The following is a 13,656-nucleotide window of genomic DNA, read 5'->3' as shown; positions in this document are numbered from 1 at the left end:
GCCTCGGTGACCAGCGCGGGGAAGACCTCGCTGCCTCGCCGGGTGACGACGCGGACCGGTTCGCCGTTGCGGAAGCCGTGGGAAGGCGAACGGGCCCCGGTCAGGGCCAGACCAGGCAGTACGCCTGGTGCCCCGCGTCGTGCAGCCGGTGCGAGAAGTCCTGCCACTCGTGCAGGAGTTGGTACACGTTGAACGCGTCGCGCGGGCCGCCGCGGTCCGGGACCGTGGACCAGATGAACGCCGCGGCACCCACCGACTCCTCACCGACGCCGCGCAGCGGGTCGACGACCGTCATCGGGAGCTTGACCACCGCGTAGTCGGGGTGCAGCACGACCAGTTCCAGCGGGGGGACCCTGTGCAGGGGTATGCCCTGTATTCCGGTGAGGACCATCGCCGCCACCGTCTCCGGCTTGATCTTGGTGAACATGCCGCCCATGCCCAGTTCGTCGCCGCCGAGCTCCTCGGGGCGCATCGAAATGGGCACGCGTGCCGCGGTGGCCCCGTCGGGGGCACCGAAGTACTTGTAGGTCACCCCCACCCGGCCACCACTCCTGCTTCCGGCTTCGCCACCTTGCGTACCACCGGCCCGTATGCCTTGCTCGCGCTCCGCCTCACGCCGGTGCCGACCCCGCCGGGCAGGCTCGGGCCCCAGGTCGCCGGTCCCTTCGCCCACTCCGCCACCGCGATGCATATCTCATCCACCCGACTACTACTTAGGAGACACAGCCCCCGCCGCGCAACCCGATCACCGTGTCAGTGACCTCCCCCGCGGACGTGCGGTGAAACACCTGTCCGCAAGACCGTCCGTGGCTCTGACACCATGGCTTGTGTGAGCTTTCCCTATGACGCCCCAGTTTCGCAGACGCTTTTCGACCGCGCGTCCCTCGTGACGCCCGGCGGCGTGAACTCCCCCGTCCGTGCCTTCCGGGCCGTGGGCGGTACGCCCCGCTTCATGGTGTCCGGCAGCGGGCCGTACCTCACCGACGCCGACGGCCGTGAGTATGTCGACCTCGTGTGCTCGTGGGGGCCGATGATCCTCGGCCACTCCCACCCGGAGGTCGTCGCCGCAGTCCAGGAGGCCGTCGCCCGCGGCACTTCGTTCGGTACGCCCGGTGAGGGCGAGGTCGCGCTCGCCGAAGAGATCGTGGCCCGGGTCGAGCCCGTGGAGCAGGTGCGGCTGGTGTCGTCCGGCACCGAGGCGACCATGTCCGCGATCCGGCTGGCCCGCGGGTTCACCGGCCGGGCCAAGGTGGTGAAGTTCGCCGGCTGCTACCACGGCCACGTCGATGCGCTGCTCGCCGCCGCCGGTTCCGGGCTCGCGACCTTCGGCCTCCCGGACACCCCCGGGGTCACCGGCGCGCAGGCCGGCGACACGATCGTGCTGCCGTACAACGACCTGGACGCCGTACGCGAGGCGTTCGCCGCGCACCCCGGCGAGATCGCCTGTGTGATCACCGAGGCGTCGCCGGGCAACATGGGCGTCGTACCGCCGCTGGACGGTTTCAACGCCGGACTCAAGGAGCTCTGCGCCGGGAACGGGGCGCTCTACATCTCCGACGAGGTCATGACCGGGTTCCGTACGTCGAAGGCCGGCTGGTTCGGCGTCGACGGGGTGCGGCCCGACCTCATGACCTTCGGCAAGGTCATGGGCGGCGGCTTCCCGGCCGCGGCCTTCGGCGGGCGCGCGGACGTGATGGCCCACCTCGCCCCGGCCGGCCCCGTCTACCAGGCGGGCACCCTCTCCGGGAACCCGATCGCCACCGCCGCCGGTCTCGCCCAGCTGCGGCTGCTCGACGACGCGGCGTACGCCAAGGTGGACGCGGTCTCCGCGGAGATCCGCGGCCTGGTCAGCGAGGCGCTGGCCAAGGAGGGCGTGGCGCACACGGTGCAGGCGGCGAGCAACATGTTCTCCGTCTTCTTCACCGACCGCCCGGTGCGGAACTACGAGGACGCCAAGCAGCAGGAAGCTTTCCGCTTCACCGCCTTCTTCCACTCGCTGCTGTCGCAGGGCGTCTACCTGCCTCCGTCGGCCTTCGAGTCCTGGTTCGTCTCCACCGCCCACGACACGCAGGCCGTCGAGCGCATCGCCGACGCCCTGCCCGCCGCCGCCCGCGCCGCCTCGGAGGCCACCGCATGAGCGAGAACGGAAACCGCAAGGAAAAGGAAGACGGAGGCCGCGAGGGCAAGGACATCACCGTCGTTCACCTGATGCGGCACGGCGAGGTGCACAACCCGGAGGGCGTGCTCTACGGCCGCCGCCCCGGCTACCACCTCTCCGAGCTCGGCCGGCAGATGGCCGACCGGGTCGCCGAGCACCTCGCGGGCCGCGACATCACCCATGTCGTCGCCTCCCCGCTGGAGCGCGCCCAGGAGACGGCCACGCCGATCGCCAAGACGCACGGCCTGGAGCTGGCCACCGACGCGCGGCTCATCGAGGCGGCCAACGTCTTCGAGGGCAAGACCTTCGGCGTCGGCGACGGCGCGCTGCGCAAGCCGGACAACTGGAAGCACCTGACGAACCCGTTCCGGCCGTCGTGGGGCGAGCCGTACATCGAGCAGGTCGTACGGATGATGGGCGCGCTGGACGCCGCGCGCGACGCGGCCTGCGGCCACGAGGCGGTCTGCGTCAGCCACCAGCTGCCGATCTGGATCGTGCGGAGCTTCGTCGAGCGGCGGCGGCTCTGGCACGACCCGCGCAAGCGGCAGTGCACGCTGGCGTCGCTGACCAGCTTCACGTACCAGGGCGACAAGATCGTGTCGGTCGGGTACTCGGAGCCGGCACGGGACCTGGTGCCGGCGCATCTGAGGGCCGGGGCGAAGCCGGTGAAGGGTAAGTCGAAGGCGTTCGGCGCGTAGCCGGACCACGGGGCCGGCGGGGGCGGGGCGCGGGGGCCCCGGGCCCGGCTGCCGGATTGTCCTTGGTCGGCACTTTGTCCTCAATCGCCGGACGGGCTTGATTTTTCGCCCGTCCGGCGATTTTTCGCACGCCTGGCGAGTGCTGTCCTCGGTGGTGGTCGAAGCGCTGCTCCCGCCCCCATGTCACCTGCCAGGTCACGCGTTCGGTCATGGCTGAGGCCTGGTCACGCAAAGAATCATGTGTTAATCCGAGGAACCCTCGTGTTGATTCCGCCATCTAAGCGATCGGCAGTTTGTATGGACTTAATGCAAAACGACCGCAGATGGGGTAATCATGCGCGACATCAGCCGAAGGGGTCTGCTCGGAGCCGGGCTTGGAGCCGCTGCCGCCATCGGGGTGGCGGGCTGCGGCACCTTCGGCTCCTCGGGCACGGGCCGGTCGGGGACCACGGGGGAGAAGGGTTCCGACGGAAGCACTCGCGGAACCGGGTCCGAGAAGAAGGACGTTCGGAAGATCGGGGACGGTTCCACCGCGGACACCGGGAAGCAGCCGCATCAGCCCGCCAAGCCGGTCCCGCTCGAACCCGGTCAGACGCCGCCGCAGTTCGTGATCTTCTCCTGGGACGGGGCGGGCGAGGTCGGCAACGGACTCTTCCCGCGCTTTCTGGAACTCGCCAAGGAACATGAAGCGGCGATGACCTTCTTCCTGTCCGGGCTCTATCTGCTGCCCGAGTCGAAGAAGTCCATGTACCGGCCGCCCAACAACCCTGTCGGCGCCTCCGACATCGGATATCTCACCGACGGTCACATAAAGGAGACACTGAAGAACGTCCGTCAGGCCTGGCTCGACGGGCACGAGATCGGCACCCACTTCAACGGGCATTTCTGCAGCGGTTCCGGATCGGTTGCGAACTGGTCCTCCGCCCAGTGGCGGAGCGAAATCGATCAGGCGGTCTCCTTCGTCACCGAATGGCGCACGAACACCGGCTGGACCGACCTCGATCCACTGCCTTTCGACTACCGCAAGGAACTGGTCGGCGGCCGCGCCCCCTGCCTGCTCGGCCAGGAAAATCTGCTGCCCACGGCGAGCAAGCTGGGCTGGCGGTACGACGCCAGCTCACCCGGTGGCACCCAGGTCTGGCCCAAGAAGCGGAAGGGCGTCTGGGACCTGCCGCTCCAGGCCATGCCGTTTCCCGGGCACACCTTCGAGGTCCTCTCGATGGACTACAACATCCTCGCCAACCAGTCGCAGAATTCGACCAAGGGCATGCCCTCGCGCTACCCCGAGTGGCGCAAGCAGGCCACCCAGTCGTACCTCGCCGGTTTCAACCGCGCGTACTCGACGAATCGCGCGCCCTTCTACATCGGAAACCACTTCGAGGAGTGGAACGGCGGCATCTACATGGACGCCGTCGAGGAAGTGATCAAGAAAATCGCGGGGAAGCCGGATGTGCGCCTCGTCTCCTTCCGGCAGTTCGTCGACTGGCTCGACGTCCAGACCCCGGCCGTACTCGACAAGCTCCGCACGCTGGGGGTCGGACAGTCCCCCGAAGGCGGCTGGAACACCTTCTTTAAACAGGCTTGACAACGGGCTTTACGGGCACCGAGGGGGGTGCCCGAGATCGCCGGAACAGCCATGCGAAACTTTTCACATGAGCTATGGCCGCGCGCCCCGACGCCGCTTCACCCTGCTCGCCGCCCCCGCAGCGGCCGTGGCACTCGCCCTCACGCTGACCGCCTGCGGCGGCGACGGCAACAAGGCCGGCGGCGGTGGCAACACGAACTTCGTCACGGGCAGCGGCGGTATCTCCACCGTGGACAAGGGCGACCGCAAGCCCGCTCCGAAGCTGGACGGAGAGACCCTCCAGGGCGAGCAGCTCGATGTCGCCGACTACAAGGGCAAGGTCGTCGTACTGAACATGTGGGGCTCGTGGTGCGGGCCCTGCCGCCTTGAGGCCAAGTACTTCTCGCAGGTGGCGAAGGAGACGAAGGACCAGGGCGTCCAGTTCGTCGGGATCAACACCCGGGACGCCAAGAAGGGTCCCGCGATCAGCTTCGAGGAGGACTACGGGGTCCCGTACCCGAGCCTCTACGACCCGACCGGCAAGCTCATGCTCCGCTTCCCCAAGGGCACGCTGCGTCCGCAGGCCATTCCGTCGACCGTGGTGCTGGACCGGGACGGCAAGATCGCCGCCCGTTCCCTGACCGCGCTCGACGCCGACAAGCTGCACCAGATGATCGACCCGCTGATCGCGGAGAAGTGATTCCGTGCACACTTCCCTTGCCGCACTCCAGGGCGAGACCGTCGTGGACGGGGCGCTGATCGTCGCCCTGCCCTTTGCCGCACTCGCCGGGCTCGTCTCCTTCTTCTCACCGTGCGTCCTGCCGCTCGTCCCCGGTTACCTCAGTTACGTCACCGGGGTCAGCGGCATGGACCTGGCGCAGGCCCGGCGCGGGCGGATGGCCGCGGGTGCCTCGCTCTTCGTGCTCGGCTTCACCGCCGTGTTCGTCTCCGGCGGCGCGCTCTTCGGCTTCTTCGGCGACACCCTCCTGGAACACAGCGAGATACTCACCAAGATCCTCGGCGTGCTGATGATCCTGATGGGGATCTTCTTCATGGGGCTGATGCCGTGGATGACGCAGCGTGAATTCCGTATCCACAAGAGGCCGGTGACCGGGCTGATGGGCGCACCCGTGCTGGGTGCCCTCTTCGGAATCGGCTGGACCCCGTGCCTCGGCCCGACGCTCGCCTCGGTGAGTGCCCTCGCCCTGCAGCAGGGCACCGCCGCGCGCGGGGCGATACTGACCGTCGCGTACTGCCTCGGGCTCGGTCTGCCCTTCGTGTTCACAGCGGTCGCCTTCCGCAAGGCGCTCGGCGCGTTCGGCTGGGTCAAGCGGCACTACGCATGGGTCATGCGCATCGGCGGCGTCATGATGATCGCGACCGGTCTTCTCCTGCTGACCGGTGTGTGGGACACGATGATGCAGCAACTGCAGGGCTGGTCCGACGGCTTCACGGTGGGGATCTGAGTTCCATGAGCAACACCAAGTCCAACCCCCCCGCCCCGGAGCGTGAGCGCCCGGACGAGCGGGAGAACGCAGGCGAACTGGGCGCCGCCGGCTCCCAGCTCTCCACCGCCCCGAGCGAGGAGAGCGCGGCCGGCCTGCCCGCCCTGGGCGTCATCGGCTGGGCCCGCTGGTTCTGGCGGCAGCTCACCTCGATGCGGGTCGCGCTGATCCTGCTCTTCCTGCTCTCGCTCGGCGCGATCCCCGGCTCGCTGATCCCGCAGAACAGCGTGGACGAGCTGAAGGTGGAGACCTTCAAGGAGGCCCACCCCACCCTCTCGCCGATCTACGAGAAGCTCCAGCTCTTCGACGTCTACAGCTCGGTGTGGTTCTCCGCGATCTACATCCTGCTGTTCATCTCGCTCATCGGCTGCATCGTGCCGCGCACCGGCCAGTTCATCGGCCAGCTGCGCAGCCGGCCGCCGGGCGCCCCCAAGCGCCTGACCAGGCTGCCCGCGTACACCACCTGGCGCACCGAGGCCGAGCCCGAGCAGGTCCGCGAGGCCGCGCTCGCGATGATGCGCAAGCGGCGCTACCGCGCGCACACCGTGGGCGACGCGGTCGCCGCGGAGAAGGGCTATCTGCGCGAGGCCGGGAACCTGATCTTCCACATCGCCCTGATCGTGATGCTGGTGGCGTTCGCCGTCGGGCAGCTCTTCAAGTCCGAGGGCGGCAAACTGATCGTCGAGGGCGACGGCTTCTCCAACACGCTCACCCAGTACGACGACTTCAAGTCCGGCTCGCTCTTCGACACCGACTCGCTCGCCCCGTTCAGCTTCACGCTCGACAAGTTCACCGGCACGTACGAGCGCAGCGGCCCCCAGAAGGGTACGCCCAGGACCTACGAGGCCCATGTGACGTACGAGAAGGGCGCGTACGGCAAGCCGCAGAAGACCGTCATCAGGGTCAACGAGCCTCTCGTCGTCGACGGCACCAAGGTCTATCTCAACGCGCACGGCTACGCGCCGGTCGTCTCGGTCAAGGACGGCAGGGGCAAGGAGGTCTACCGCAACGCGGTGCCGCTGCTGCCCAGGGACAACAACGTCACCTCGACCGGTGCGATCAAGGTCTTCGACGGCTACCGCGACAAGAACGGCAAGAAGACCCAGCTGGGCTTCCAGGCGTTCTTCGTGCCGACCTTCGCGGGCAACGGCAAGGGCACGATGTTCTCGCAGTTCCCGGCCCCCGACATGCCCGTACTGGCCCTCAACGGCTACCACGGCTACCTCGGGCCCGACTCCGGGCTGGCGCAGAACGTGTACCAGCTGGACAAGTCCAAGATGAAGGAGTTCAAGGACGCCGACGGCGAGCAGCTCAAGCAGCGCCTGATGGTCGGCGAGACGATGAAGCTGCCCGACGGCGCGGGCTCCATCACCTTCGAAGGCCTCCAGGAGTGGGCCAGCTTCCAGATCTCGGAGCAGCCGGCCAGCGGCTGGGCGCTCACCGGAGCCGTCGCCGCGATCGCCGGACTCGTGGGCTCGCTCTTCATCCAGCGGCGCCGGGTCTGGGTGCGGGTGGTCCCCGGTGCGGACGGCGTCACGGTCGTCGAAATGGCGGGTCTCGGCCGCAGCGAGTCCGCCAGGCTTCCCGAGGAGCTGGCCGATCTCGCGGTCACGCTCATCGCCTCGGCGCCCACAGCGCCCGAGACCGATACCGCGCCCGGCACCGATACCGAGCCCGGTTCATCCCCCGAACCGGATTCCGACTCCGTCGAAGAATCCTCCGAAGAACCTGCCGAAGGGGCTGAGAAGTGAATCTCGCCGCCGCTACCAACGAGAACCTGGCACACACCAGCAATGTGCTGATCTATTCGGCGATGGCCGTCTACACCCTGGCGTTCTTCGCGCACATCGCGGAATGGGTGTTCGGCAGCCGCAGCAAGGTCGGCCGCACCGCCGCCGCGCTGACCGAGGCCGGGGCCGAAGCCGCGGGCGCCGGCGGCTCGGTGAAGGTGCAGGTCGCGCAGAAGGGCGGCGGCACCGCCGTACTGGAACGCCCGAAGATCGTCACGCGCTCGGCGCCCGGTACCCGCGACGTGCCGGACGGGCCCGGCGCGGCCGGCGGCACGTTCAAGGGCGACCTCTACGGGCGCATGGCGGTCTCCATGACCGTGCTCGCCTTCCTCGTGCAGGCCTGCGGAGTCATCGCCCGCGCACTGTCCGTGCAGCGCGCCCCCTGGGGCAACATGTACGAGTTCTCCATCACCTTCTCCACGGTGGCGGTCGGCGCGTACCTGACCCTGCTCGCGCTGAAGAAGAACGTCCGCTGGATGGGGCTGCTCCTGGTCACCACCGTCCTGCTGGACCTCGGCATCGCGACCACGTGGCTCTACACCGACAGCGACCAGCTGGTGCCCGCACTGCACTCGTACTGGCTGTGGATCCACGTCTCCACCGCCATCCTCTGCGGCGCCGTCTTCTACATCGGCGCGGTCGCCACCCTGCTCTACCTCTTCCGCGACAGCTACGAGAGCAAGCTCGCGAACGGCGGGCAGCCCGGTTCGTTCGCCCGGTCCGTGCTCTCCCGGCTGCCTGCCGCCGCCTCGCTCGACAAGTTCTCGTACCGCATCAACGCCGCCGTCTTCCCGCTGTGGACGTTCACGATCATCGCGGGCGCCATCTGGGCGGGCGACGCATGGGGCCGCTACTGGGGCTGGGACCCCAAGGAGGTCTGGTCCTTCATCACCTGGGTCGCGTACGCCTGCTACCTGCACGCACGCGCCACCGCGGGCTGGAAGGGCCGCAAGGCCGCCTACCTGGCGCTGATCGCCTTCGGCTGCTGGCTCTTCAACTACTACGGCGTGAACATCTTCGTCACCGGCAAGCACTCCTACGCCGGCGTCTGAGCACGTCCCGTACGGGTGCGGATCCCGCACCACCGGGCCACGCTGGAACCATGACCGATGCGACCCCCGTCATCGAGCCCGGAACCAGCGAGACCCATGGTGACCTGCACACTCTGAGGTTCGTGCTGCGGCTGCCCCACCCCGTTCCGCGGGTGTGGGCAGCCGTTGCCAGTTCCGGGGGGCTGGTCGGCTGGCTCGCCGCCGCCGACCCCTTCGAACCGCGGGTGGGCGGGGCGATCACGCTCCGCTGGCTCAACACCGACCAGGAGGACCGGGCCACGGTCGCCTCCGGCACCGTCACCGCCTGGGACATCGAGCGGGTCGCCGAGTACACCCTCGAAGGGCTCCACGGCCGCATCCGCTTCCACCTGGAACCACCACGCGGCGACCATGTGCTGCTGCGGTTCACCAATGAGTTCCGGGGCGACGACGAGCTGCGCCTGGACTGTCTGGCGGGCTGGCACGACCACTTCGGCTACCTCTTGGACGCGCTCGACGGATACCCCGCGGACTGGTCGAAGTGGACCCCGGTCCGGTGGGCCGGGCTGCGTGAGGAGTACGTGGCGGCCGAGCGGTGAAGCGGCGTCACGGCGCCGAGGACGGCGGCAGGCACTTCTCGTCCGGCGGTGTGCCCTCCGGCCAGGCGATCGACACGAACCGCTGACTGGCGTCCTCGGGCGCCAGCTCCACCACCGGAACCGCCTTGTTGTACGGGTTGCCGTGGTTGTCCAGGCAGATCCAGCCACTGGCCCCCGACACCCGCAGCGAGCCCTTCACCCGCGGCCACTGCTCCCCCACGTCCGCGAGCTGCGGCAGCCGCTTGTCCTCCGGGGTCGCCTGCCGGACGGCCTGCACCGCCAGCGACATCGCGTCGTGCGCGATGATCACCTGGCCGTCGGTCAGGGCCTTGTGATCCGTCGGACCGATCGGGCCCGCGGGCTTCTTCGACACCGTGGCCAGCAGATCCAGGAAGTCGCGGTAGTCCGCCGGGGAACCGCCCGCGGCCGCCCGACCCTTCCCCCTCTCCGCCGCCCAGGTGTCCGGGTGCGCCAGCGAGGCGTAGCGGACGGTCACCTTCCGGCGCAGTGCGCTCCGGTCGAGCTTCTTGTCGTTGCCGAGGTACGAGCCCTCGTCACCGGTCAGGATCGTGAAGGCGCGGTTCTGGCAGCCGCGGGCCCCGAGCGCGTTGATGAACTGCCGCAGCTGGACATGGCGTCCGGCGAAGAACACCGTCTCCGCGTCGGTGTCGCAGATCAGATGAGTGATCTGCTGGAAGGTGTTGGCCGTGGTGCCCTCGTCGTTGGGGTCGCTGCGCGAGGTGAACAGCTCCGGTTGGTAGCGGGTGCCCTTCACCAGCGAGGTGAAGGCGGCCCGCAGCGTGTCCGTGTAGTGGTCCCCGGTACGGGTGTCCTGCACCAGCAGCGCCTTGTCCGCCTCGACCTGCCCGAAGCGGGCCAGGGCGCGCGCCTCGTCCCGGTTGGTCGGCGACACCCGGGCCAGGCCGGGGAACGGGTCGCCCTTCGCACCGTTGGCGATGTCGTCGGCGGTGATCGTGGTGCCGACGACCGCGATGTGCGCGGCGGTCAGCTCCTTGACGGCCGACTTGACCTGCGTACTGCTGGTGGCGACCCCCGACACGGCCCGCAGGTTGTCCGGGGCCCCGGTCATCGTCTTCAGCCGGTCCACCGTCGGCCGCCACAGCAGGTTGTTCTTCCCGGTGTTGGCGAGCACCAGCCGGATCTTCGGCACCTGCTCGTTGGAGAGGTGGTTGGCCCGGTACTGCTCGGCGAACGCGCCCTGGAGCTCGCGCTGCATCTTCGTCTGCATCGCCTCGTCCGTGGACGTCAGCGGCAGCAGCAGCGCGACCGTCGCGTACCGGCCGGGCTTCAGGCCGTCGTTCTCGCGGGCGATGGCCGCGGCGACTTCGGTCAGCTTCGGCCGCCCGAAGTCGTAGCCGTCGCCGGAGACGCCGATGCACTCGTCGCTGCCCTGTGGCCGCTCGACGCCCCGGGCGCAGGAGCGGTCCTCGGGGGCGGTGAGCCGGCCGATGCCGTACCAGCCGGACGTGATCACCAGGGCGGCGGCCACGACCGAGGTGACGACCTTCTGCCGGGCCGTGTACCAGAGGCGGTAGCGCAGTGGATTACGCATCGGGGCCTCCGTTTCCCCGCTGCCGCCCCGGCCCGCCGTCGCCGGGTTCTCCCGGTGGCATGGACAGCGGACGCCAGGCCCTGATGTCCCGCGGCCAGTGCGTCGCCGCGTCCCACAGCAGGCTGTTGCCCGTCGGATGCCTGCCGGACAGTTGCCGCAGTTCGTGCGCCATCTTGTCGATCACCTCTTCGTCCGGCAGGGCCAGTGGATCGGACAGCAGCCATACGGCGTGCAGCAGTCGGCGCAGCTGCACATGGAGTTCGGCGGCCGCCGGTTCGAGCCCCCGCGGCGGCGCGTTGTCGGTCCGGCCGAGCGCGACCGCGCGTCGCGGATCGGGGCCGGCGTGCCCGCGCGTTCGCGGGTACGGCGCCGAGGCGATGAAGCGCAGCGAGTCGAGCCACACCGTCACGTCCGGCTCGTCGAACCGCAGCCGCAGATGTCCCACGCACGCCTCGGCGTCGCCCAGCACCAGCTTCTGGTGCAGCAGATGCGGGGCGCTCGGGCGGCGGCCGCCGGGGCCGTACGCCCCGCGCAGCGAGACATGCACCGCCTGCCACACCGCGTAGGACGGGTGGTCGCCGTCCTGGAACCGCAGCCGGTGCAGCAGCAAGGCCCGCAGCAGCGGATCGGCGACGAAGTGGCCGGGCCCGACCGGCCAGTCCTCGGCCCGCAGCGCATCGCGCATCCGCAGCGCCACATCGCCGTCCGGCGACCCCCGGCCCAGCCGGCTCTCCGCCAGCAGCCGCGCCGAGTCCTCGCCGTGCGCGGCGGCCAGCACGGAGAGGAAGTCCAGCCGCTGCTCGGGCCCCGGCAGCAGCCGCGCCAGCAGCTCGTCCGCCACCAGGGTGGGCGCCCGGTCCTCGCGCACCTCCACCATGCAGTCCAGCAGCGACCCCGGCACCAGCGAGGCGGGCTCCGGAGCCTCGCCCGCCGCCAGCGCCAGCAGCTCCACCGCCAGCGGACGCCCGCCCGTCAGCCGGTGCACACCACGGGCCAGCCCGGCCGGGATACGGCCCGCCCGGTCGTACCGGTCGAACGCGGAGCGCACCTCCTCCGGGCCCAGCGGGGTCAGCTCCACGGCCAGGATCCCGGCGGTCACCCCGGTACCCCTGGACCAGTGCGAGGTGTGCGCCACTTCCGGCAGCCGCCGCCGCACCGCATGGCTCAGCCCCTCGTGGTCCCGGACCCGCGAGGAGGCGAACACCGCGATCCGGTCGCGCACCCCGGCGGCCCGCTGCCGCAGCAGCGGCTCCACCAGCTGACGGCCCAGCGGTGTGTGCGCGTTGTCGACGAGCAGCACCGGACGGCCCCGGCGGGCGCCCCGGGCCAGGCCCCCGTAGGCGGCGACCAGGTCCGCGGCCAGCGCCAGCACCAGATGGTCCTCGGCGCGGCGGCGCAGATCGCCGCCGCGCTCGAAATCGACCGCCAGCTGCCGCAGCCCGATGCGGCCGTTGCCGCCCGCGTGCGGGTAGCTGCCGTACCAGTCGGCCGAACGGCGCTGGAAGCGGCCGAACGATTCCTCCAGGACCGTTTCGACCGTGGCCTCCGCGACCATCCCGGCCATCGGGGCCACCGAGTCGAAGGCGCTGGCGGCCAGCTTGGTCAGCACCTTGGTGACCCAGCCGGTCGCCGCGTCCCCGCGGCCGTCGACGGTCGCGAGCATCGGGCCGAGCGACTGGAGGTCCCGCCGGGCCCGCGTCTCGTCCTCACGGGTCCAGGAGATGGAGGCGACCGCCACGAGCCCGAGGCTCAGCCGGGGGAACTGCACCGGACGCGCGGCATGCACCTTCGCCGTCAGCTGGGTGGCGAGCTCCGGCAGCGCGCCGGTGACCGGGGTCCAGCCGGGGCCCGCGTCCTCGGGCGGCACGACGGCCTCGCAGTCGACCAGGGCGACCGGGGTGATCTCCCGGTACAGATGGCGCAGCTGCTTGAGGACGGCCGTCTTGCCCATGCCACGGCCGCCGGTCAGCACGGCGACCGGGGGGTCGTCGCGGTGCTCGTAGACGACCCGGGCGGAGCCGTACGGAGTGAGGCCGGTCAGGCGCGCCGCAAGTCCGTCATTGCCGAAGATCGCCTCGCGCCCGTACAGCTCTCTCTCCACAGCATCCCCCGGCGTCGACGCTCCATCCGATCTGTCACATCGTCAACAGGAGGATATCGCCCGGGTGTTGGGCAGCGGAGAGGAATTTCGAACGATCCGTGGGGGCGGGGCGACGATCCGGGGGTGCGGACGGCGGATCAGCCCGCGCCGATGTCCTTGTTCCTGAGGTCGGGGAACTCGCTTACGAGGTAACGGGGTTACTCGCCGGAGGGGCTCGGGCTGTCGCCGTTCTCGCGGCGCTTCAGTTCTTCCTCGCGGCGGCGCAGATCGGCCTCCCAGTCCTTGAGGAGCGACTCGTCCTTCTTGTTCTCGTCCTTCAGCGCCTTCAGGAACTCCGGGTTGTCGTCCGGCGCCACCCACTGCGAGCGGTGGTTGCGGTGCCATTCGGACGGCGTACGGCCTCCGGCGGGCGCGTGGCGCATCTTGCCGGCGGCCAGCCAGACGATCGGGCCGACGATCCAGAACAGCAGGATGATGAAGACCCAGGCGATCTTCGGCAGGTGCTTGGCCTCGTCCTCGGGGGTGTTCAGGCAGTCGATGAACGCGTAGATCGTCAGCGCCAGAGGCACGAGATAGATCAGGGCCCGGAACATGATGGAAAGGTCCCCCTGCGGAGAGTTGGCGGGGCTTGTCCCGC

At 69.8% G+C, this 13,656-nt stretch carries 13 protein-coding genes; 8 read left to right on the top strand and 5 right to left on the bottom strand.

The window, feature by feature from the left end; all coding sequences use genetic code 11:
• Window positions 1–100: 100 nt before the first annotated feature.
• A complete protein-coding gene (locus ACWCQ6_RS28110) occupies window positions 101–532 on the bottom strand; it encodes a hypothetical protein (protein ID WP_451093824.1) in 432 nt (143 codons plus the stop codon).
• Window positions 529–702: a hypothetical protein gene (locus ACWCQ6_RS28105; RefSeq protein ID WP_451093822.1), complete on the bottom strand. Its 174-nt coding sequence runs from the start codon at window positions 700–702 to the stop codon at window positions 529–531. The genes ACWCQ6_RS28110 and ACWCQ6_RS28105 overlap by 4 nt, the downstream gene beginning before the upstream one ends.
• Window positions 703–820: 118 nt before the next feature.
• On the opposite strand from ACWCQ6_RS28105, the gene hemL reads away from it, so the two are divergent.
• The 8 genes from hemL to ACWCQ6_RS28065 all read left to right on the top strand — a co-directional run bounded on the left by hemL (window position 821) and on the right by ACWCQ6_RS28065 (window position 9,345).
• A complete protein-coding gene (gene hemL, locus ACWCQ6_RS28100; protein ID WP_451093820.1) occupies window positions 821–2,137 on the top strand; it encodes a glutamate-1-semialdehyde 2,1-aminomutase in 1,317 nt (438 codons plus the stop codon).
• Entirely contained in the window at window positions 2,134–2,856 is a 723-nt protein-coding gene (locus ACWCQ6_RS28095; protein WP_451093818.1) for a histidine phosphatase family protein, read from the top strand. The genes hemL and ACWCQ6_RS28095 overlap by 4 nt, the downstream gene beginning before the upstream one ends.
• A gap of 334 nt (window positions 2,857–3,190) precedes the next feature.
• Window positions 3,191–4,441, top strand: a complete 1,251-nt coding sequence (locus tag ACWCQ6_RS28090) for a hypothetical protein (RefSeq protein WP_451093816.1) — start codon at window positions 3,191–3,193, stop codon at window positions 4,439–4,441.
• 67 nt (window positions 4,442–4,508) lie between these two features.
• The gene (locus tag ACWCQ6_RS28085) at window positions 4,509–5,120 is read left to right on the top strand and encodes a TlpA family protein disulfide reductase (RefSeq protein WP_451093814.1); all 612 of its coding nucleotides are present in this window, start codon (window positions 4,509–4,511) and stop codon (window positions 5,118–5,120) included.
• Window positions 5,121–5,124: 4 nt separating this feature from the next.
• Window positions 5,125–5,886 (top strand): cytochrome c biogenesis CcdA family protein, encoded by a 762-nt coding sequence (locus ACWCQ6_RS28080; RefSeq protein ID WP_451093812.1) that lies wholly within the window; start codon window positions 5,125–5,127, stop codon window positions 5,884–5,886.
• A 5-nt stretch (window positions 5,887–5,891) separates the two neighbouring features.
• Complete coding sequence (resB, locus tag ACWCQ6_RS28075) at window positions 5,892–7,676, top strand: cytochrome c biogenesis protein ResB (protein WP_451093810.1); 1,785 nt, start codon at window positions 5,892–5,894, stop codon at window positions 7,674–7,676.
• Window positions 7,673–8,767 (top strand): c-type cytochrome biogenesis protein CcsB, encoded by a 1,095-nt coding sequence (gene ccsB / locus ACWCQ6_RS28070; protein WP_451093808.1) that lies wholly within the window; start codon window positions 7,673–7,675, stop codon window positions 8,765–8,767. The genes resB and ccsB overlap by 4 nt, the downstream gene beginning before the upstream one ends.
• Before the next feature lie 50 nt (window positions 8,768–8,817).
• The gene (locus ACWCQ6_RS28065) at window positions 8,818–9,345 is read left to right on the top strand and encodes a hypothetical protein (RefSeq protein ID WP_451093806.1); all 528 of its coding nucleotides are present in this window, start codon (window positions 8,818–8,820) and stop codon (window positions 9,343–9,345) included.
• Between the two features lie 7 nt (window positions 9,346–9,352).
• Here the strand turns inward: ACWCQ6_RS28065 and ACWCQ6_RS28060 are convergent, their stop codons facing one another.
• The 3 genes from ACWCQ6_RS28060 to ACWCQ6_RS28050 all read right to left on the bottom strand — a co-directional run bounded on the left by ACWCQ6_RS28060 (window position 9,353) and on the right by ACWCQ6_RS28050 (window position 13,612).
• Window positions 9,353–10,918: a hypothetical protein gene (locus tag ACWCQ6_RS28060; RefSeq protein WP_451093804.1), complete on the bottom strand. Its 1,566-nt coding sequence runs from the start codon at window positions 10,916–10,918 to the stop codon at window positions 9,353–9,355.
• On the bottom strand, window positions 10,911–13,019 hold the full coding sequence (locus ACWCQ6_RS28055) for a hypothetical protein (RefSeq protein WP_451093802.1): 2,109 nt from the start codon (window positions 13,017–13,019) through the stop codon (window positions 10,911–10,913). The genes ACWCQ6_RS28060 and ACWCQ6_RS28055 overlap by 8 nt, the downstream gene beginning before the upstream one ends.
• Window positions 13,020–13,216: 197 nt before the next feature.
• Window positions 13,217–13,612 carry a PLD nuclease N-terminal domain-containing protein gene (locus ACWCQ6_RS28050; protein WP_451093800.1) on the bottom strand — a complete coding sequence of 132 codons (396 nt, stop codon included), beginning with the start codon at window positions 13,610–13,612 and terminating at the stop codon, window positions 13,217–13,219.
• Window positions 13,613–13,656 lie beyond the last annotated feature (44 nt).

This window comes from Streptomyces sp. NPDC001880 (assembly GCF_053594575.1).
This window is presented reverse-complemented; position numbering and strand designations above follow the sequence as displayed.